General features: G+C 65.2%; 23 protein-coding genes. 6 read left to right on the forward strand and 17 right to left on the reverse strand.

The features are described from left to right. The 5 genes from L0966_RS20900 to L0966_RS20920 all read right to left on the reverse strand — a co-directional run. A partial coding sequence (locus L0966_RS20900) for a replication initiator protein A (protein WP_234054021.1) occupies nt 1-960 on the reverse strand: 960 nt, incomplete at its 3' end. 14 nt (nt 961-974) lie between these two features. Continuing rightward, on the reverse strand, nt 975-1,253 hold the full coding sequence (locus L0966_RS20905; RefSeq protein ID WP_234054022.1) for an AlpA family transcriptional regulator: 279 nt from the start codon (nt 1,251-1,253) through the stop codon (nt 975-977). Nucleotides 1,254-1,392: 139 nt separating this feature from the next. After that, nucleotides 1,393-1,860 (reverse strand): DUF2285 domain-containing protein, encoded by a 468-nt coding sequence (locus tag L0966_RS20910; protein ID WP_234054023.1) that lies wholly within the window; start codon nt 1,858-1,860, stop codon nt 1,393-1,395. Next, nucleotides 1,811-2,161 (reverse strand): transcriptional regulator domain-containing protein, encoded by a 351-nt coding sequence (locus L0966_RS20915; RefSeq protein WP_234054024.1) that lies wholly within the window; start codon nt 2,159-2,161, stop codon nt 1,811-1,813. The genes L0966_RS20910 and L0966_RS20915 overlap by 50 nt, the downstream gene beginning before the upstream one ends. Nucleotides 2,162-2,288: 127 nt before the next feature. Continuing rightward, complete coding sequence (locus tag L0966_RS20920; protein WP_234054025.1) at nt 2,289-2,549, reverse strand: DUF2285 domain-containing protein; 261 nt, start codon at nt 2,547-2,549, stop codon at nt 2,289-2,291. A gap of 131 nt (nt 2,550-2,680) precedes the next feature. On the opposite strand from L0966_RS20920, the gene L0966_RS20925 reads away from it, so the two are divergent. Further along, entirely contained in the window at nt 2,681-2,929 is a 249-nt protein-coding gene (locus L0966_RS20925; protein WP_234054026.1) for a helix-turn-helix domain-containing protein, read from the forward strand. 74 nt (nt 2,930-3,003) lie between these two features. On the opposite strand, the gene L0966_RS20930 is transcribed toward L0966_RS20925, so the two are convergent. The 3 genes from L0966_RS20930 to L0966_RS20940 form a co-directional block, all read right to left on the reverse strand. Further along, nucleotides 3,004-3,330, reverse strand: coding sequence for a DUF736 domain-containing protein (locus tag L0966_RS20930; RefSeq protein WP_234054027.1), 327 nt, complete (start codon nt 3,328-3,330; stop codon nt 3,004-3,006). A gap of 617 nt (nt 3,331-3,947) precedes the next feature. After that, nucleotides 3,948-4,382, reverse strand: coding sequence for a hypothetical protein (locus tag L0966_RS20935; protein WP_234054028.1), 435 nt, complete (start codon nt 4,380-4,382; stop codon nt 3,948-3,950). A 115-nt stretch (nt 4,383-4,497) separates the two neighbouring features. Next, complete coding sequence (locus L0966_RS20940; protein WP_234054029.1) at nt 4,498-4,683, reverse strand: hypothetical protein; 186 nt, start codon at nt 4,681-4,683, stop codon at nt 4,498-4,500. Nucleotides 4,684-4,991: 308 nt separating this feature from the next. Between L0966_RS20940 and L0966_RS20945 the strand changes: the two genes are divergently transcribed. Next, a complete protein-coding gene (locus L0966_RS20945) occupies nt 4,992-5,357 on the forward strand; it encodes an MmcQ/YjbR family DNA-binding protein (protein ID WP_234054030.1) in 366 nt (121 codons plus the stop codon). A 66-nt stretch (nt 5,358-5,423) separates the two neighbouring features. On the opposite strand, the gene L0966_RS20950 is transcribed toward L0966_RS20945, so the two are convergent. The 6 genes from L0966_RS20950 to L0966_RS20975 form a co-directional block, all read right to left on the reverse strand. Continuing rightward, nucleotides 5,424-6,344, reverse strand: coding sequence for a DUF2493 domain-containing protein (locus L0966_RS20950; protein WP_234054031.1), 921 nt, complete (start codon nt 6,342-6,344; stop codon nt 5,424-5,426). A gap of 315 nt (nt 6,345-6,659) precedes the next feature. After that, nucleotides 6,660-7,706, reverse strand: coding sequence for a toprim domain-containing protein (locus tag L0966_RS20955; protein ID WP_234054065.1), 1,047 nt, complete (start codon nt 7,704-7,706; stop codon nt 6,660-6,662). Between the two features lie 68 nt (nt 7,707-7,774). After that, entirely contained in the window at nt 7,775-9,844 is a 2,070-nt protein-coding gene (locus L0966_RS20960) for a ParB/RepB/Spo0J family partition protein (RefSeq protein WP_234054032.1), read from the reverse strand. Between the two features lie 180 nt (nt 9,845-10,024). After that, nucleotides 10,025-11,221, reverse strand: coding sequence for a DUF932 domain-containing protein (locus L0966_RS20965; protein ID WP_234054033.1), 1,197 nt, complete (start codon nt 11,219-11,221; stop codon nt 10,025-10,027). A 215-nt stretch (nt 11,222-11,436) separates the two neighbouring features. Beyond that, nucleotides 11,437-12,849 (reverse strand): UDP-N-acetylglucosamine-peptide N-acetylglucosaminyltransferase, encoded by a 1,413-nt coding sequence (locus L0966_RS20970; RefSeq protein ID WP_234054034.1) that lies wholly within the window; start codon nt 12,847-12,849, stop codon nt 11,437-11,439. Between the two features lie 162 nt (nt 12,850-13,011). Continuing rightward, a complete protein-coding gene (locus L0966_RS20975) occupies nt 13,012-13,848 on the reverse strand; it encodes an N-formylglutamate amidohydrolase (protein ID WP_234054035.1) in 837 nt (278 codons plus the stop codon). Nucleotides 13,849-13,929: 81 nt separating this feature from the next. Between L0966_RS20975 and L0966_RS20980 the strand changes: the two genes are divergently transcribed. Then, nucleotides 13,930-14,778: a transglutaminase family protein gene (locus L0966_RS20980; RefSeq protein WP_234054036.1), complete on the forward strand. Its 849-nt coding sequence runs from the start codon at nt 13,930-13,932 to the stop codon at nt 14,776-14,778. Between the two features lie 85 nt (nt 14,779-14,863). Then, nucleotides 14,864-15,118, forward strand: a complete 255-nt coding sequence (gene rpsU, locus L0966_RS20985; RefSeq protein WP_234054037.1) for a 30S ribosomal protein S21 — start codon at nt 14,864-14,866, stop codon at nt 15,116-15,118. 52 nt (nt 15,119-15,170) lie between these two features. Here rpsU and L0966_RS20990 read toward each other — a convergent pair whose 3' ends face one another. Beyond that, nucleotides 15,171-15,542 (reverse strand): hypothetical protein, encoded by a 372-nt coding sequence (locus L0966_RS20990; protein WP_234054038.1) that lies wholly within the window; start codon nt 15,540-15,542, stop codon nt 15,171-15,173. Between the two features lie 167 nt (nt 15,543-15,709). Here L0966_RS20990 and L0966_RS20995 point away from each other — a divergent pair, with 167 nt between their 5' ends. Beyond that, a complete protein-coding gene (locus L0966_RS20995; protein WP_234054039.1) occupies nt 15,710-15,883 on the forward strand; it encodes a hypothetical protein in 174 nt (57 codons plus the stop codon). Between the two features lie 180 nt (nt 15,884-16,063). Beyond that, nucleotides 16,064-16,273 carry a cold-shock protein gene (locus L0966_RS21000; RefSeq protein ID WP_234054040.1) on the forward strand — a complete coding sequence of 70 codons (210 nt, stop codon included), beginning with the start codon at nt 16,064-16,066 and terminating at the stop codon, nt 16,271-16,273. A gap of 164 nt (nt 16,274-16,437) precedes the next feature. Here L0966_RS21000 and L0966_RS21005 read toward each other — a convergent pair whose 3' ends face one another. Together L0966_RS21005 and L0966_RS21010 are read right to left on the reverse strand one after the other, a co-directional pair. Beyond that, the gene (locus L0966_RS21005; protein WP_234054041.1) at nt 16,438-16,677 is read right to left on the reverse strand and encodes a hypothetical protein; all 240 of its coding nucleotides are present in this window, start codon (nt 16,675-16,677) and stop codon (nt 16,438-16,440) included. A gap of 1 nt (nt 16,678) precedes the next feature. After that, a complete protein-coding gene (locus tag L0966_RS21010) occupies nt 16,679-16,924 on the reverse strand; it encodes a hypothetical protein (protein ID WP_234054042.1) in 246 nt (81 codons plus the stop codon). Between the last annotated feature and the right edge of the window lie 612 nt (nt 16,925-17,536).

The raw sequence follows: 17,536 nt of genomic DNA on the forward strand, positions 1-17,536 counted from the left end.
CTCTAAGTTAAGGATGCGATTTTCGCTGTCGTCTCGAGGCTTTAAGCCCTGTTTCGGTTCCCGATAGCACGAGGGGTGGGTTCCTGATGGCACGTGCCCCGGAGTTCCCGATAGCACGAGCCGATTCACAGCTCGTCCACAGGCGGGCTCGAAGGCAAGCAGCGAGTGGGCGCGCTCGTCGAGCTCCAGGAACAGGGTGTAGCCGGGCAGCGGCTGGCGGCGGATGATGTCCCTGAGCTCGAAGGCAAAGCGCTTGAAGGGCGAGAGGCTGCCGGATTTGAGATGGAGGTGGCGGAAGTCGAAGCGCCAGCCATCCGGTTGGCGGCCGCCATGCTTGCGCACCAGCCGGTAGAGCCAACGGTCGAGCCCACCCATCAGCTCGAAATACGCCCGGTCGATGGTGAGGACGAGCGCGTCCTCCACGATGGCGCAATAGAACCAGTCCGGGACGATGAGCTCGATGCCGGCGGGCTTCCCGTCCCGGTCCGTGCGCTCCTTCCATTCGTTGATCCAGGAGAAACGGTGACGCCGACCCTCCACCCGCTGGCGGATGGAGGTGGACACGGTGGTGGATTGAAGGCGGTCGAGGGCGGCCTTCAGGCGCTGATAGTCCCGCAGGGACGTGCCCCGGCCCACGAACCGGAGGATCTCATAGGGCGTCGCCGACATGAAGCGCGAGGTGCGAAGCCCGGCATCTCGGGCCTCCACGATCTGACTGGCCGCCCAGATCAGGATGTCGGCGTCCCAGATGGTGGCCATGCCGTGGTCGGGCACGGCCTCGACCCGGATGGCGATGTCACCCGCCGCGAAATCGATGGGGGCGATCCGGTGGGTCTTGGCGAGGGAGAAGAAGGGATAGGCCATGAGATCCTGCGCATCGCGGGGCGCGAAGGCGCCCGGGAGAGCGCGGAACAGCTCGAGCTGTCCGCCAGGCTCTGGGGAGCGGTGTCGTTCCGCCATGACGACGCGGCCGCTCAGCGCGCGAGGCTGCCTGGCAGGGCACCAGGCATGGAATGACGCTTGGCTGGCAGGATGGAGCCGCGCGGATCGGAGGTGGAGGTGACGGCGCCGCGGGCCACCCAGGCCTGAAGATCCTCGACGGAATAGACGACGCGCCCGCCGAGCTTGCGATAGGCGGGGCCGGTCCCGTAGGTGCGGTGCTTCTCGAGGGTCCGGGGGGAGAGGCTGAGGAAGACGGCGGCTTCCTTGGTGCGCAGATAGCGCGGCGGCAGCGGGGCAGCGTCGGGGCGCATGGATCGAACCTCCGTGAGCGATCTCGGGCCGCTGGTCATCAGCGGCGGATGGCGCTCACGGTGGCGAAGGGCGGCCGTCGTGGGGGATGGGGAAGTTGAGGAGCCGAAAATCCCCACCTCTGCTGCCGTGGCGGTGCGGCTATGGTCGTCTGCGATGACGCAGAAGCTTGAGATACCCACCGCCAATCAGCGCGAGCCCGCCCTTGACGAGGCCGATGACCCGATCGCGCAGCGACGAGGTCTTCCAGGGCTCGGACATGACGCGCCTCTCGCCATAGAGGGCCATGGCGATGTCGCGATAGCTGGCGTCGTTGGTCCGGCCATCGGCCGCCAGCATCATGGCGCGCAGGCGGAGCCTTTGCTGCGCGGTGATCCGGGTGTCGGGGGGCATGGGGCGCCCTTCGCAGCTGCGCCAAAAGCGGGCCAAGGCTTCCACGCGGCCAGTCGTGTCCGCATCAAGCGGAATCACTGCTGCCAATGGTGCACCAGCATGGGTACCTGGCAAGAACAGCAGTTGGCTGGCGTGATCGCCGGGGTGAAGGATCGCGTGTCGCCCTTCAGCGCTGGCGCGCAACGCCATAGGACCGTCGAGGGATTGAGAGGACATACCGGAAAGGAATTCCGGCCGTTGAGTGAAAAGCAGGACAGCCGGGTCGACGACCGGCGACCACAGGACGTCCTGCTCCAGGGCGGACAGCGCGGGCCGGGCGGCGAAATCGCAGCCCCACGCGCTGCTCCACCTCCCGGGGGAGCGGTTCGGCATCGGTGCCGGCCTTCACGAGGGCGTGGTAGTGCTCCTGGTAGGACGTGTCCCGGCGCAGGCATTCCCAGGCGAGCCCCTCAACGGACAGCTCGTCGAAATACGCGTAGCTGGCGGGCTCTCGCCAGCGCGATGTATCGGGCCTCATCGCTCATCTCCGAATCAGAGAGTGTGCGTCTCAGACCGGGACAATCAGGGATTGAAGGCAGTTCGGGAAGTCGGCTAAGGGGCATCACGTGATGCGCTGGCGGCATCACCTCGAGCGAGCCGAAGCGTCAGATTGGGCGCTCCAGAAGATCCTTGTAGCCGCTGGAAGCGACCCACCGCGCCCGGTCCAGATGGCTGTCATGGACATGACGGGCCCGTTCGGGCTCCCGGGCAGGATCAATGCCGAACAGCACCGAGACGGCCTCCTGCCAGTCGGCTCCCTCGGCCGAAGCATCGAGGAGGCGCGCATAGAGCTTGATGTGCGCCCGATCATAGTCCGTCAGCGCGGGACCGGTCGGTGCGGTGTCCTCGAAAGCCTCGGTCACCATGTTCGTCCGCGATCCTTTCCTACATCAGGTTTTCGCCTGAATCCTACACGCCTTTGGACGCGCCGGCTGCCGCCTCGAATGTAGAGAATACTCCGTGGTGAAATACTCAACAAGGCGGTGGTCTCTCGATCATGGAGATCCGAGAGGTGTTCGCCCGGAATTTGAAGGCTGCGAGGCTCGCCAAAGGCTTGTCGCAGGAAGAGCTCGCCCATAGAGCCGGGATCGACCGCACCTACATCAGTTCATTGGAGCGATGCGTCTATAACGCCAGTATCGACGTCGTGGATCGATTGGCGTCCGCCCTTGAGCTTGATGCCGCCGTATTGCTGAAGCGGCCCGCCGCGGATGTTCCAATCGAGCCGGGAACTACGATCAATTGAAACGTTTGGGCAGCTTTCATTCTGCTCGATCGATGTGAAAGCCCCGGCCGTTGGGCCGGGGCCTTGGGCGAGGCTTACTCGCCGCGGCGCCCGCTGGGGCGGGACCAGATGAGCGAGAAGGTGTCGCCGTCCTCGTCGTCGAACAGGTTGGCGTAGATCGGGGCGGTGAAGCTCGGATCGTCGAGCTTGAGACCCAGATAGTCGCGGCCCTCGTTGGAGCGCTTGGACCAGGCGGCGCCGATCTCGGCACGGCCCACCAGGACCCGGTGGCTGGGAGCGTTCTCGCCGGTTGCGCGCTGGTCGGGGACGATGCGCACGCCCTTGGCCTGGACACTGAGGGTGACGATTTCGCCGGTGAACTCGTTCGTGCCGATCTTCTTGAAGGTGCCGATGGTCGCCATGTGAAGTCTCCTGGATTTCTGTCCCGAGCCCGCACCATTGCGGCCTCGATGGGGATCAAGAGGCCACAGGCGATCGACGCCGCACCCCGCCGAGGCCCCAACGGGGGCGCAGGGGCCGAAGCGCAGCGGAGGATGGCAGACAGGCGACTTTCTTGGCGCGCGAGGAATGGGTGATCCGGGGCCCCTTGGGGTGGTCGCCCAGGGGAAGAAAGTCGATCGGTGCCATTGCGGCAGAGGCGATCGAGGCGCAGCCGTCCTGCGGCCAGATCCGCCCATCGAAGAGGCCGCTTCGGTGTGCTCGGACCGACAGGGATCGACGGAGGAGACGATGGCGAGGCTCGTGCTCTGTCCCAAGACCGGAGCGTGTTCGCGGGATCGGCGATTCCCAAGGGTCAGGGCGGAATTCGGATTGTCCATTCCTGCCCACGGAGAGGTCACCCCCTTGCCTATGGCCCTGGATGAGCGAACGAAGCTGGTTTCATGGGTATGCATCGACGGGCCGGTCGCCAGGCCGAGAGGGTCGATCCGAGATCAACATCCCGGTGTTGCTGGGGCACCAAGACCACGACGGCCGAGCCCAACATCACCCAGCGTCCTCCGTCGAGCCCGGCCAGGGATCAGAGCCCCATGGTTCCCCGCCCGGATGGGTGGAGCGGAGTCGTGAGCCGCGCGAACGCCACCAAGCCGATCGCGATCGCACCGACACCCGAGAAGATGAGCTGCCAAGTCTGCGAGGGCAGGACGTGCTTCACGATGCCATAGGTCGCGGCATAGCCGGCCACGACCGCCGGGATGACGAAGGCGAACGCGACGAGGAGCTTCAGCCAGAGCGGTTGCGGGACGACGAGCACGAACTGGCCGATGGCGCATATCGCACCGGCGGCGAGAAGGCCGACGACGATGGCGCCGATCCAGCCTGCACCGGTGCCATGGGCCCAACTGGCGGCAGTCAGTCCGAAGAGCAGCGGCAAGGCGAACACGGCGAGCGTAACCAGCAACCAGCAGAAGATGCCGATGACGGCGAGACACCCGAAGATGGAAAGGACGATCATGGTGGTGGTCTCCGCGAAAAGAAGCTAACGGGCGCGCCTCCACCACCACCGCGGCGCGACCGGAATCATAGCCGAGCTGCACCACTCCGGAAGCGGAAATCATCGCGATCTCCGCTCACCGAAGCCAGCGCCGGTCAGGCAGCAAAGGATCGATCTCGCACAGGATCGAGGCGGCATCGCCGTCGAACTCATGGGCGGGCGTGACCGAGAGGCTGCCATCGCCCGCTTGGAAGATGACGATGGCGACCATCAAGGTGGTGGCGAGGCTGAAGGCGAAGGCGTGAGCGTCGTTGAGGGACATGGGTCCAGCTCCTGTTCGAAGCGGAAGGCCATCCCCCGCTGACAGGCGCCCGACGGGTCGGACTGAGAGCCGCAATCACCGCGACGGCCTCGGCAGGAGCGGCGGCACGCGACGCGTCGCCGACCCTTCATGGGTTGATGGCCAGGCGATCGGGCGGACCAAGGATCAGCGCACGAAAAGCGGGGGATGGCCCTGCGGGCACAGGAAGACGCATCCGGACGACGCTCTTGCCGGCCTGGGCTATGCTCGCTGTACGTTCGATGACCGATGCCAGGCAGAGCAACGCGAGACGCAGGGCAACCACGCGCATGACCTATGAGGAGTTCAACGCCTTCTGCGCATCGCTGCCGGCTGTGACCTACGTGATGCAATGGGGCGGGTCGCACGTCTGGAAAGTCGGTGGCAAGGTGTTTGCGATCGGCGGCTGGCAGGAGGATGTCGAGGCCCGCTTCACGTTCAAGGTCAGCGACCTGTCCTATGAGGTGCTGCAAGAGCAGCCGGGCCTGCGCCCGGCCCCCTATCTTGCCTCGCGGGGTCTGAAATGGATCCAGCACTACGGGGAACCAGGCCTGTCGGACGCGGAGCTGCGCGACTATATCCGGCAGTCCCATCGGATCGTCTCCCAAGGTCTGTCGAAGAAGATGCGCGCCGCTCTGGGGCTTCCCATGGCGTGATAGCGATCGAGCACGGATGACCAAGCAGCACACGCGCGCTGTCGAATTGTCGAAGACCGGTGGCGCTCACGCGCCACCGAACCTCGAGACCGGAATGCCGAGCTTCTTCGCCTTGTCGGCGAGGTTCTGCTGGATGCCGGTGCCGGGGAAGACCATGACGCCGATGGGCAGCACCTCCAGCATCTGGTCGTTGCGCTTGAAGGGGGCGGCGCGGCCGTGCCGTGTCCAGTCGGGAGCAAAGCCGATCTGCGGCACCTTGCGATGATCCGCCCAGCGCGATGCGATCTTCTCAGCTCCCTTGGGTGACTTGCCGTGCATCAGCACCATGTCTGGGTGCCTGGCGTGCACCTTGTCCGGGGCATCCCAGATGAGCCGGTGGTCGTTGAAATCGAGCCCGCCGGTGAAGGCCACCTTCGGCCCGGGCGGCAGGTGCACCTCCCGCTCGGCACGCTTCTTCGCCATCAGGAAATCGCGGCTGTCGATCACCGCCGCGGTCATGGTCTTGTGGTTGACCATGGAGCCTGCGCGTGGACGCCAGGGTGCTCCCGTGTGCCGCTCGTAGTGCTCTGCCGCTTCGTCACGCATGAGCTCAAGGGCGTCGCGGCGTTCTATAAGGGTCTGGCCCTTGGCGATGAGGCGCTCCAGTTCGACGGACTTCACCTCGCTGCCATCCTGTTCCTGCTGGGACCGGCGCTGCGCCTGCTCGTTGTCGTCGAGGTGGCGCTCGATCCGGCTGGTGGCGCGGTGGAAGAGATGCACGGTCGACCAGAGCAGATCGCCGAGGTCGGGCTCGAGGCCGGTATCGCCGAGGGTGGCGATGAGAGCGTCGAAGATATCGACGACGGCGCCGGCGAGATGGTGGCCTTCGGGCAGCGGCCGGGGATCGGGCTCGTCCTGACTGAGCGAGTAGCCATGGAGCTGAAGTTCTCTCAGGACATGATCGGTCGGGGAAGAGGCGTGGTGGGGTTCGTCGTCATTCTGGCGCATGGGATGCTTCCTCGCTTGGACCGCGACCGTCGCGGCCTTCATGGCGGCGGAAGCCCATGAGCGGGACGGACCCGCACCCGAGGCGCAGCCGAGGGCCGAAGCGTCAGCGCAGGATGGCGAAGGCCGGCGATTTTGCTTCGCGATGGAACGCGCCGCCCAGCGCGCTCGCGCGAAGGGAGGCGCGTCGGAAAATCGTCGGCTGTGCCATTGCCGGACCGGCCCGCTTGTGGGCCTGATCGCCCTCTCGAAGGCCGCGGCGCGGTCCTTTGTGGCGGAACGCATCCGAGCGACACGACGCGATCTGCTCCGTCTCGGCTATGCCGCCAATGCCAGAAAGCGACCCACGTCCTGTGGCGCGAGCTGAATTCTCACCTGTGCGCGAAGCGCATCGATGCCGAACGCGCGGAGATCCTCATTGAAGTCACCGAGCCGGGGTGACAGCACGATTGCCTCGAGGCCCAACCCATTGGCCCGATCGATCAGGCTGTCCCGCGCGGTGTCTCCGGCCCGATCGTTGTCGCGTGCGATGTAGAGGCGCCGGAGCGTGTCTGGGAAAAGGAGTGCGGCGAGGTGTGCCGCTGAAAGCGCGGCTACCATCGGCATCCCAGGGAGGACACATCGAAGCGAAAGGACGGTCTCGATGCCTTCGCCGGCCGCCATGACGTCGCCCGGAACGCCTAAGCGAACCGCGTTGCCGAGGAGATCGCCCATGGCCCGCCGGGGTGTGTCGACCGGCGCCTTGCCGAGTCGCATGGGGTGGAAACCTTGCGGGTCAAGCCAGGTGCGGTGGGCTCCAGTGATCTTCCCGCCAAGGTCGGTGACGACCGCGACCATGGCGGGCCATGCTTCGGTGGGTGCACCGGCGTCGGGCCGATAGAAACAGCGCGGATGAAAGCGCAGGCTCCCGGTTTCGTGCAAAGCCGTAATGCCGCGGTTCCGCAGATACGTTTCTGCGAGCGTGCCCGAAATCGGCTGCGCCATGGCGATAAGCCGCCGTGCCGCTTCCGCCGTGCCAGTGGGGGAAGAAGGGGCGGTTCGGCCGGATGGCTCAGGTTCGGATGGAGGGAGGGCGAGGAAAGCCCGCGCCTCACCTGCGACGTCGGCGAAGTCGACGAGGCCCAGCGCTTCGCGGATCACATCGAGCAGATCGCCGTGCTCGCCCGTGGCAGCGTCCGTCCATTTTCCAGCCGGCCCCTTGGCGGAGCCTCCGAGCCGGACGAACATGGAGCGCCCGGGCGAATTGCGAACATCGCCGACCTGCCAATAGTGGCCCTGCCGGCGCCCGTTCGAAAGATATTGGCGGCAGACCGCTTCGGCGCGCTCGGCAAGGCGCCGTGCCAGATCATGCGGGCGGTCCGCCATCATGACCTCCTTCAAAGGAAAAGGCCCGCCGTCGCCGGCGGGCCTGTCGTGCAGAGGGAGACGGGTCGTTATTCGGCCGCGATCGCGGGGGAAGCGTCGCCAGCCCCTTTATTCTGTGGGAAAAGCGCCTCATCGGCCATGGCCGTTTCGCCGCCGTCTGCTGTCGTTTCATCGCCGGCCGTGGTGCTCTCAGACACGCGCCCCGGCGTCCGCAACGGTTCGGGCAGCCAGCCGGTGTCCGCGAGCAGGGTCTCGGCCTCCTTCGCCATATCGCCCTTCTTAAGATGGGCGATCCGCTCGGCGGCGCGCGCACCCTTCGCTTCCGTGACCGCCTGCAGGATGCGGGCCTTGGTCACGCGGCCGAGGAAGGCGTCGACGGTCGGCCGCCACCCCGCAGCCGCCATGTCGAGGCCGACCGCCTCGGCGAGCCGGTCCGCATGGGCGAGCGTCCTCGGCTTGCGGTTCCAGGCTTCGTGGACCGCATTGACCGAGAGGCTGACCACATGGGCGAACAGGGACGCCTGACGGTGCCCGTCCCAATTCTGGAGCGCGGCCCAGAGATCGGCAGACTCCTTGGGCAATGCCTTGGCCCAGGCGTCGTGGCGGGTCCGGATCGCCTCGGCGGCCGCACTGTCGTTCAACCCCGGCGCCTGCGCGCCGAAGCCGACGCTCTTGAGCTCCAGCTCCAGGCAGCTGTCCGTGCCATAGTGATAGAAGGCTTTGAGGGTGAGGGCATGGAGCGCCGCGAAGAAGGCGACGTCCGGCTGCTCGCCGAGCGCCTGGCGTAGGCCGAGGGTTCGGTGGGCCGTCAGTTCCGTCATCAACCGGTCGGAGATGGGCGACAGGCCCTCATCCTCCTCGGCTTCCGGCGCTTCGGCATCGGCGCATGCGGGCGGGTCACCGTCATTGACCGGTGCACCGGCCTCGCAGGTCCCCCCATTCTCGACTGCGGCTTCGACCGGCGCCTCGTCCTCGGGACGGACGTAGCCGCGCTCGACCCGCAGGCGGTCGTCATGGGCGATGCTGACGAATGCGCCGGCACGCGCGACATCGGCAGGCTCGAACGCGAACGGCCGGTCATCCAGGCCTTCCATGGCTGACTCCAGCGCGCCCAGGCGCTCGTCCACCTCGTCCGGCAGCTCATCGGCGTCCCGGTGTTCCTCGGAGAGGCGGTCATATTCCGCCTGCAAGGTGTCGCGCTCCCCCTGCTCCTCGGCCGTCAACGGAACCGCCTCGCCGCGCAACTGGCGCAGGCCGAAGGTGTGGCCATAGGCGAAGTCCGGCGCCACCTCGACCCACTTCCAGCCTTCCGCCGCGATGGTGTCGGATTCGGCCTTGAGCTTCTCGGTCACCATCCGGTTGACAAGGGCCGCGTCCTGCAACCAGCCGCCATCGTCGCCCTGGAACAGGTCGCGCAGGATCGTGCCACCGGCCTCCACATAAGCGTCAAGGCCGATGAACCGGGCCCGCTTGTCGGCGGCACGAACCGTGCTGTCCGTCAGCATGCGCCGGATGACATGGGGCTGCTTGTCGTAAGACTGCTGCAGGCGCTCGAACACCTGCTCCTGGCGCTCATGGTCGCCCGACACGGTGAAGGCCATGAGCTGGTCCAGCGTCATGCCGTCTTCGGCATAGATGTCGAGGAGCCTGGGCGAGACCGAGGCGAGCTTCAGCCGCTGCCTGACCACATGGACGGAGACGAAGAAGGCCGCGGCGATCTCCTCCTCGGACTGCCCCTTCTCGCGCAGCGCTAGGAAGGCGCGGAATTGATCGAGCGGGTGCAGCGGCGCGCGCTGGACGTTCTCGGCAAGGGAGTCCTCCTCGGCGAGGCCACCCTCGCGCACGACGCAAGGCACCAGCGTGGTCCTTGCAAGGCGCTTGCGCTTCACCAGCAGCTCCAGCGCCCGGTAACGCCGCCCGCCGGCAGGGATCTCGTACATGCCGGTCTCGACGCCGTCCGCGTCGAGGACGGGCCGGACGCTGAGGCCCTGCAGGAGGCCGCGCCGTGCGATGTCCTCGGCGAGCTCCTCGATGGAGACGCCGGCCTTCACGCGCCGGACGTTGGCCTGGCTCAACAGGAGCTTGTTGAAGGGAATGTCGCGCGAGGGCGACAGGGTGATCTTCTTCGCGACAGCCATGGGATAGATCTCCGCGACGGGCAGCCGGAACTCTCTTTCCGCCTCCAAACCCGTCACGCAGCGAAGCGCCGCCCTCTTCCTCTGAGGGCGGCGCCACAAAGCCGACGATCCGGAAAGCCTGGAGAGCGGGACAGCGCAAAGCCGGAGACACGGAACTGCGTATCTCCGGCTTTGCGGAGATCAGGCGGCCCGGTCCAGGAGCTTCTTGGCCCGTGCCTCCAGATCGAGGCGCGCGTCCTGGTGGGGCTTGTCCCGCGCGACGGCGGTGATGCCCTGGACGAAATCGAACACGTTCTCGGGCGGTCGGCCCTCCTCGGCGAGCACGGTCTCGATGATCTTCGTCGTCTCCGCTTTGGAGAAGCCGCGCTTGCGCAGGAAGTCGCTGCGGTCCTCGTCCGAGCGCGCCACGATTTTCTCCCGCGCCGCCTTGATGCCGTTCACGAAGGGAAGAGCGGAGGAATTAGCGAAGCGCTCAAGGGCCGGCGCTGCCTCATGGGCGAAGCGGGAAGCGGCGTACTTGGAGTGGCGGATGGTGATCTCCTCGAAGTCCTCCACACCCCACAGATTGCGGTTCTGGCACACGGCCCGCAGATAGAAGCTGGCGATGCCGAGCGTCTTCGCGCCCACCTCGGAGTTCCAGCAGTAAAAGCCCCGAAAGAAGAGGTCGGGCGAGCCGTCCGGCAGGCGGCCCGCTTCGATGGGGTTAAGGTCGTCCACCAGGAAGAGGAAGACGTCCCGGTCCGAAGCGTAGAGGGTCGTCGTGTCCCTGGTGATGTCGACCCTCGGATTGTAGATCCCGGTGGACCAGTCGAGCACGCCGGGCACCTTCCAGCGAGTGTCGCCGGTGCCATTGCCGGCAATGCGTTGCACGGCGGTGACCAGCTCATGGTCGTAGATCCGGCCGTATTCCGGGCCGGTGACGGCACGCAACTCGACCCGGCCGTCCTCGATCTCGAACGTCTTGACCTGCTCGGCACGATGGGAGGTGAGGCCATATTGTAGGTTGATGCCGGCCAGCGGCGCGGGGAGTTGGCGCAGATAGGCAGCCGGAGCGCCGACGAGGCTCGCGAGCTGTCCGAAGCTCCAATGAGTGGGCGCGATAGGCATGTCCGATCCCGGCAGCATGAGCGCCAGGCGCTCGGCATCGTCACGGCTCGCCTCCACCCGGATCGCCGCGCTCTCCACCGTCCGGGTCCGGCTGCGCTCGGCGCGGCCGCGCACCGCCAGATGGAGGTCCGACAGGGACAGGTACCGCTCGTCATCCGGCCGGGAGAACCACTCCGACGACACGCGGCCGATCCGGTCACCGCGGCTCACATCCACCTTGTAGGGACCAGCGACAGCGGGCACCGCATCCAGAGCCACCACCTGGGTCATGGGAACCAACCTCCATGACGGGCGCCGGAAGGCTCTCCTCCGGCTCTCGACCCGTCACGGAAACCCGATCCGAACTCTCACTCTTGGAAGCGGGCGCCCCGCTGCCGTCAGACGTAGGGCACTGGTCGAGGCCGGCGTCCGCGTTCGGCGAACACCACCTCGACCGCGGTGCGCCAACAGCGGACGTTCCGGCCAACACCAACAGCGGAAACTGACTACTCGCCCAAGGGTCGACCATCGCTATGGACGCTTCGAATGCGGCCATTGTTGACGCCGGCGCCGATGGCCTCCGGCGCGAGATGCTCGCGGTGGCGGAGCGCCATCGTCCGAAAGAGTCCTTCCAGGCTGGCCGCATAATTCGCCACATCGAACAGCGGCATCTTCAGCCGGTTGATGGCAAGGCGCGCAGCGACGCCGGCATAGCGGGTCTTATCCGTGGCCAGCTCATGAGCAAGTTCGAAATAGGCCGTGTGACTGTCAGTCACGAGATCGGAAAGCCCGATGGCATGCAGGATCGAGCCGGCGACGCGGGAGGGGAAGGTCTGGCCGGCATAGGTCACCACCGGCACGCCGGCCCATAAGGCATCGCTTGCCGTCGTGTGGGCGTTGAATGGCGACGTGTCCAGCACCAGGTCGGCGAGTTGCAGCCGCGCGAGGTGCTCCGCCTGAGGCAGGTTCCCACCGAAGATGAGGCGCCGGGCATCGACGCCCCGCCGGATCGCCTCGCCGCGCAGGTTTCCGGCGGCATCGGGATGGTCCAACAGCCACAAGACGCTGTCCGGCACCATGGCCAGAAGGCGGCACCAGATGTCGAAGACGTTCGGCGAGATCTTGTAGGGCTGGTTGAAGCAGCAGAAGACGAAGCCCTCCTCGGGCAGCCCGGCCTCGCGCCGGTTCGGTCGTTTCCCCACCGGCGTGGTGCGACCATGGGGATGATAGGAGTGAGGCATGTAGGCGAAGGCCTCGGTGTAGTCCTCCGCTGTGTCGGCCGGGGTCAGAAACGGATCGGTGATCAGATAGTCGCAGACCCCGGCCCCCATGGTTCCAGGATAGCCGAGATAGTTCACGATGATCGGCGCCGGCCGCAGCAGCACGATGCCGGTCCGCGCCCGGGCGGTGAACCCCTTCAGATCTATGAGGATGTCCACGCCGTCCGCATGGATGCGCCGGGCAGCCGCGGCGTCGTCAAGGTCGCAGATGTCCACGAAATGGTCACAGGCCGCCGCCAGCCGGCGGCGCATGGGCAGGCCGTCATCGGCGCCGAAGGAATAGGCGAAGACCTCGAATTCGTCCCGGCTGTGTGCCTCCAGCACCTCGATGAGCAGGTGCGCGGTGGCGTGCTCGTGGAAGTCGTTGGAGAGATAGCCGAGCCGAATGGGCCGCGATCCGGGATCGGGAAAGGTGAAGCCCAGGGCCGCACGGTCTGCCACGGCTTCCGAGCGCCGATCGCGGGTCCAGAGCTCCGAGCACGCGCGCTGCTGCGCGGCGCTCATGCCGGGGACCGACAGGAGGTGGAAGGGGGGGAGACGGTGGCCGTCACCTCTCGCCAGGACGGCCTCCAGTCCGGCATCGTCACGCGCCAGCTCATCCCACTCGCACATCTGGCGCTTGCGCCCGAACCTGTCCATGGGACCACCACATCTCGCCGTTCACCCTCGCCGTCTGGCCGGGGCATCTGTCGGCCGAGGTGGCGGAGATCGAACAAACCGCGGTCTCGAAGTTCAGATCCCTGAACTGAAGCAAGAAATGCGCCGCATGGCTCGCCCACCAATCCCAAGACGGCCGGAGCGTCAGGGGCCGGGAGCGTCCGCCCTTTGCTCTTCAGCACATGCGGCGAGGGCGTGCGGCAACGCCGTGGCCATGCGCTCGGCCCATTCCAACTGCCCTTGCGGCTGGGCGATGAGGTCCTGGCGGATCTCGATGCCCACATGGAGGATGTCGCGTCGCTCTCCGTGGTGGGGAATGGTCCAGTCGGTCGCGTCGCTGACGGCGTAGGGCTCATTGTCTCCGACCACGAGGCCCGGATCTTGCCGAAGCCTTGCGAGCAGGGCCCGGGCGAAGCGGGCGTCGCGGTGATAGAGCATGCCCACATGCCATGGCCGCTCGACCCCGCGGAAAACCGGTGTGAAGCTGTGCATGGCAATGAGCACGGTGGGCCGGGATGCCGCCTGCCGCCGGTCCAGCTCGGTGGCGATGCACGCATGGTAGGGATCGAAGATCGCGGCCTTGCGCGCTGCGCGCTCCGCTGGGCTGAGGCCAGCGTTGCCGGGCACGGACGTTCCGTCGCTCGCCGGAGGGATGGAATCCGGCGCGCCTTGCGGGCGATTGCAGTCGATAACGAGGCGGGAATAGTTCTGTCGAATGAACGTGGCATGGAGTAGATCTGCCAGCGTGCGGCAGACGCCTCCTATGCCGATATCCCACGCGATGTGACGCTCCTGATCCGGCGCATCGATTCCGAGCTTTCCGAGCGCGCGCGGAAAGGCGTTGCCCGCGTGGTCCGCAACAATGAGGAACGCGGAGTTCCCGTCGGCATTGAACACGGACACCGGCGGCACGTCATCCGCGACCAGCAGGGAAGAAATCAAGGTCACGTCTGAGGGCCCTCCGGCACCGACCGCGCCCATGGCGCGTCCATTCGAGTTTCAAGGACCATAGCCAACACGGCCGATAGCGCGGGCTCGCCCCGCGCCCACCAGAGGTTCCCCATGCAGATTCACGCGGGCTACGAAATTTCCTACACTTGCCCCAAGCCAACGCCCATGATCCTCACCTTGAGCGTGCATCCTTCGCGGATCAACGATCTGGTGAACCCCGACCGCGTGCTGTTCGACCCACCGATCGCGGCGAACACCTATCACGACAGCTTCGGCAATTTCTGCCACGTCATCGAGGCGCCGTCCGGCCGCCTCACCATGCACACCGATTTCATGATCCGCGACAGCGGCCTGCCCGACGAGATGGCGCCGGGAGCCGTCCAGCATGCGCTCGGCGACCTGCCCGTCGAGGTGCTGATCTTTCTTCTGGGCAGCCGCTATTGCGAGACCGACCGCCTCAGCAATGTCGCCTGGTCTCTGTTCGGCCATACGCCTAAGGGCTGGCCCTTGGTGCATGCCATCTGCAACTTCGTCCACCATCACATCGCCTTCGACTATGCCCATGCGAGCCCGCTCAAGACCGCCTTCGACGCCTACACCCAAAGGCAGGGCGTGTGCCGGGATTTCGCTCATCTCGCCATCACGCTCTGCCGCTGCATGAACATCCCGGCGCGCTATTGCACCGGCTATCTCGGCGACATCGGGGTGCCGCTCGATCCGGCGCCCATGGATTTCAGCGCCTGGTTCGAGGTCTATCTGGGTGGGCGCTGGTACACGTTCGACGCTCGTCACAACACGCCGCGCATCGGCCGCATCCTCATGGCGCGCGGACGCGATGCGACCGACGTGGCCATGGTGACCACCTTCGGGCCATCAACCCTCGACGCTTTCAAGGTCGTGACAGTGGAGGTGCCGGAGGGGCTCGGGCCATCGCATTCGCAGGTCCGATCCCCTATATGATGAAGCGTGGCGCTCAGCCAGCCCATCCGAGCGAGCGGTCACCCGGTGGCCAGGGTTTCGCGACAACTCTCAGATTGGAGAGGTTTTGCAGGTCTTCGTACGAGACAACAATGTCGATCAGGCCCTGAAAGTCCTCAAGAAGCGGATGCAGCGGGAAGGCATCTTCCGCGAGATGAAGCAGCACCGGGCCTATGAGAAGCCCTCCGAGCGGCGCAACCGCGAGCACGCCGAGGCCATCCGCAGGGCCCGCAAGCTGGCGCGCAAGAAGGCCCAGCGCGAAGGCCTGATCGCCGCGCCGAAACGGGCCGTGAAAAAGCCGACAGGGTCACCCGCGCGCTGACGGCTCATGCAGAACCGGAGTTGGCAGGGGCAACTCCGGTTCTGGCCTTGCTTCAGTGGAATGGACGGCTCAGCTGGGCCGAGGCGAGAAGCTTTCCGTCGGCGCCCAATGCATTGACCGTCCACGTGTACATTCCGCCGACGCAGGGCGACGCATAGCCGATCGCACCCTTGGGAATATTGCCTTTCGGAGGTAGCGCGACATCGGCTCGGCCAAGCTCCCTCCCGTCCGGGCTGGTGAGCACGAACTGAAGCTGGTGTGTGCCGTCTGGGGCATTCTCCACCTGGAATTTGGGGCTGCGCGGCAAGGGCGTGCACAGATCTGTGCCGATCCAGGTAAAATCCAATGTCATATCCGGCGAGGCCGCCAACGCGGCGGTGACGCTGCCGCAAAGAACGCAGAGCACGAGGCTCAGTTTTTTCATCAAAGGCCCTCCGGCTTCGATGCCGAAGCCGACATCACGCTAGCACAGTTGGGCGGCCTCATTCGTGACGAGCGCGAAATTGTGGAAATATATCTAGAAATATTTTTGCACTCGACCGCCAGTGGCGGTGTTGTGTGGTAAAAAAGCAGATGAACGCTAGATTTAACGTGAATGGCTGGGTCGAATTCGTCGTCGGCTTCCGCGCGCCGCCGGGCCGGTTCCGCATCATGCGTGTTCTGCCGCCGGACAAAGGCGAACCGAGCTATCGGCTCAAGGGCGAGCATGAGGCGTTTGAACGTGTGGCCCGCGATTCAGAGCTGCGCCACTGGAAAGCTCAATAAAATGATTTTCGGCCTTGCCATAAACACAATCGATCCATATCTTTCAGTTGTCTGATTTTGGACGGCTGATTTTCTGCGACACGCACGGCGCGTCCGACGATCTCTCCCTTCAATATCTAACTATTGTTTCGCCTGATCTGTCGGGCGGGATCCCCTCTGCACGATTGAAAGGAAATCGTCATGAATATCGGCACCGTGAAGTGGTTCAATGCCACCAAGGGTTTTGGCTTCATTCAGCCCGAGAGCGGCGGCGCGGATGTGTTCGTGCACATCACGGCCGTGGAGCGGGCGGGCATGCAGTCCCTCGCTGAAGGGCAGCAGCTCCAGTTCGAGATCGTCCGGGACAACCGGACCGGCAAGAGCTCGGCGGGCAATCTTCAGGCCGCGTGACGCTTTCGCGCCGTTGACCACGGATGTACTGGCAACGGCTGAAGCGCGCTTGAAGAGAGCAGCGGAAGGCTCCGTCTCATCGAGGCGGGGCTTTTTGTTGTTGAGCGGATGTCTCGGCGCAAGCTCTCAGTATTTGACGGTGTCTCGCGCCGATTTTTATCCCATTATATTTGCTTCGCGGCGCATTTCAGGCACCAGTTCCAATAAGCATCAATGCCCTGTTGGATGGTGTGCTGAATTGGGCGGCCGGAAATATCGATGAGTTGCGCGTCGAGCTGCGCGGCGACGATTTGCCAGAAGCGGTCGACAAAAGGCTGAATGTCGGCTTCGAGGGTCATCCCCTGCGCGCGTAAGCCCCGTTCGCAGACGGAGCGGGCGATCGCCTCATTGGTGAGGGTGGGCACGTCATGCCCCTCGTGTCAGCTTCACGTTCCCAGAGCGCTGCATGGCATCGGCGAACGTGGCGACGGCAAGCCAGGCCCGGTCCGTCAGGAGGGGATTGGACGCTCCCGCGATCTGGTCCAGCAGGGAGCCGGCATGCTCACCCATGGGATGGCACCGAACGAAGATGGCGGCCTCGTCAAGGGAGCGTATCTCCTGGATCTCTCCGCCGACGGAAAGTCGAAGTTCATGGATCATGGGCTGGGGCATTGAAGGCTCCAAATTTGGGGTGCTGCGGACACGCAAGCCACCTGCCATTTCGGCGAGCCTCACGATGAGAGCATCGTCGGTGAGGAATGCGGTTTTCGGATGTCCGTGGAATCGAGAAGGCATGCTCGCCAAACTCATTCGCCGACCACGGAGGGGCTCAGCTCAGTGCGGCAGAGCCCTTTGAGGCTAAGGGTATCCAGCTCCATTGTCAGAGCTTCACAGCGGAACTTGGTTCACTCGGTCACAAATGGTGAGGGATGCACGCTCAAGGTGAAGGTCAAAGGTGTGGGCTGGGGCGCTCACAGGTAAGCTCATGGCCGGTGTGGACAAGTATCTGAACCTCGCTTTCGGGTAAAGCTGGCGATATCCAGGACCGAAGAGCGAGGCGTGACTGGCGGCGTCACCAATGGTGCAGGGCTTTTTGAAAGCGATCATCAAAGGGCCCGCGTCCGGGAGGCGCAGATCTGTGCCTTTGCACGATCCTGTAATATTTACGAAAACACCGTACACGACAGCCTATGTGTGATATTGTAATTCATGACACCAATTACAACACATCAAAATCACATCTCCACTGCAGACAGCCGTCGCCAGCTGGAGGAATCCATAGGG

This window comes from Xanthobacter sp. NM-59 (assembly GCF_021401125.1).
Classification (GTDB): Bacteria; Pseudomonadota; Alphaproteobacteria; order Rhizobiales; family Xanthobacteraceae; genus Xanthobacter.

Coding starts and splice junctions, on each gene's coding strand:
- L0966_RS20905 (WP_234054022.1), bottom strand. CDS start 1,253: ATGCGCCCCGACGCTGCCCCGCTGCCGCCGCGCTATCTGCGCACCAAG.
- L0966_RS20910 (WP_234054023.1), bottom strand. CDS start 1,860: ATGTCCTCTCAATCCCTCGACGGTCCTATGGCGTTGCGCGCCAGCGCT.
- L0966_RS20915 (WP_234054024.1), bottom strand. CDS start 2,161: ATGAGGCCCGATACATCGCGCTGGCGAGAGCCCGCCAGCTACGCGTAT.
- L0966_RS20920 (WP_234054025.1), bottom strand. CDS start 2,549: ATGGTGACCGAGGCTTTCGAGGACACCGCACCGACCGGTCCCGCGCTG.
- L0966_RS20925 (WP_234054026.1), top strand. CDS start 2,681: ATGGAGATCCGAGAGGTGTTCGCCCGGAATTTGAAGGCTGCGAGGCTC.
- L0966_RS20930 (WP_234054027.1), bottom strand. CDS start 3,330: ATGGCGACCATCGGCACCTTCAAGAAGATCGGCACGAACGAGTTCACC.
- L0966_RS20935 (WP_234054028.1), bottom strand. CDS start 4,382: ATGATCGTCCTTTCCATCTTCGGGTGTCTCGCCGTCATCGGCATCTTC.
- L0966_RS20940 (WP_234054029.1), bottom strand. CDS start 4,683: ATGTCCCTCAACGACGCTCACGCCTTCGCCTTCAGCCTCGCCACCACC.
- L0966_RS20945 (WP_234054030.1), top strand. CDS start 4,992: ATGACCTATGAGGAGTTCAACGCCTTCTGCGCATCGCTGCCGGCTGTG.
- L0966_RS20950 (WP_234054031.1), bottom strand. CDS start 6,344: ATGCGCCAGAATGACGACGAACCCCACCACGCCTCTTCCCCGACCGAT.
- L0966_RS20955 (WP_234054065.1), bottom strand. CDS start 7,706: ATGGCGGACCGCCCGCATGATCTGGCACGGCGCCTTGCCGAGCGCGCC.
- L0966_RS20960 (WP_234054032.1), bottom strand. CDS start 9,844: ATGGCTGTCGCGAAGAAGATCACCCTGTCGCCCTCGCGCGACATTCCC.
- L0966_RS20965 (WP_234054033.1), bottom strand. CDS start 11,221: ATGACCCAGGTGGTGGCTCTGGATGCGGTGCCCGCTGTCGCTGGTCCC.
- L0966_RS20970 (WP_234054034.1), bottom strand. CDS start 12,849: ATGGACAGGTTCGGGCGCAAGCGCCAGATGTGCGAGTGGGATGAGCTG.
- L0966_RS20975 (WP_234054035.1), bottom strand. CDS start 13,848: ATGGGCGCGGTCGGTGCCGGAGGGCCCTCAGACGTGACCTTGATTTCT.
- L0966_RS20980 (WP_234054036.1), top strand. CDS start 13,930: ATGCAGATTCACGCGGGCTACGAAATTTCCTACACTTGCCCCAAGCCA.
- L0966_RS20990 (WP_234054038.1), bottom strand. CDS start 15,542: ATGAAAAAACTGAGCCTCGTGCTCTGCGTTCTTTGCGGCAGCGTCACC.
- L0966_RS21000 (WP_234054040.1), top strand. CDS start 16,064: ATGAATATCGGCACCGTGAAGTGGTTCAATGCCACCAAGGGTTTTGGC.
- L0966_RS21010 (WP_234054042.1), bottom strand. CDS start 16,924: ATGCCCCAGCCCATGATCCATGAACTTCGACTTTCCGTCGGCGGAGAG.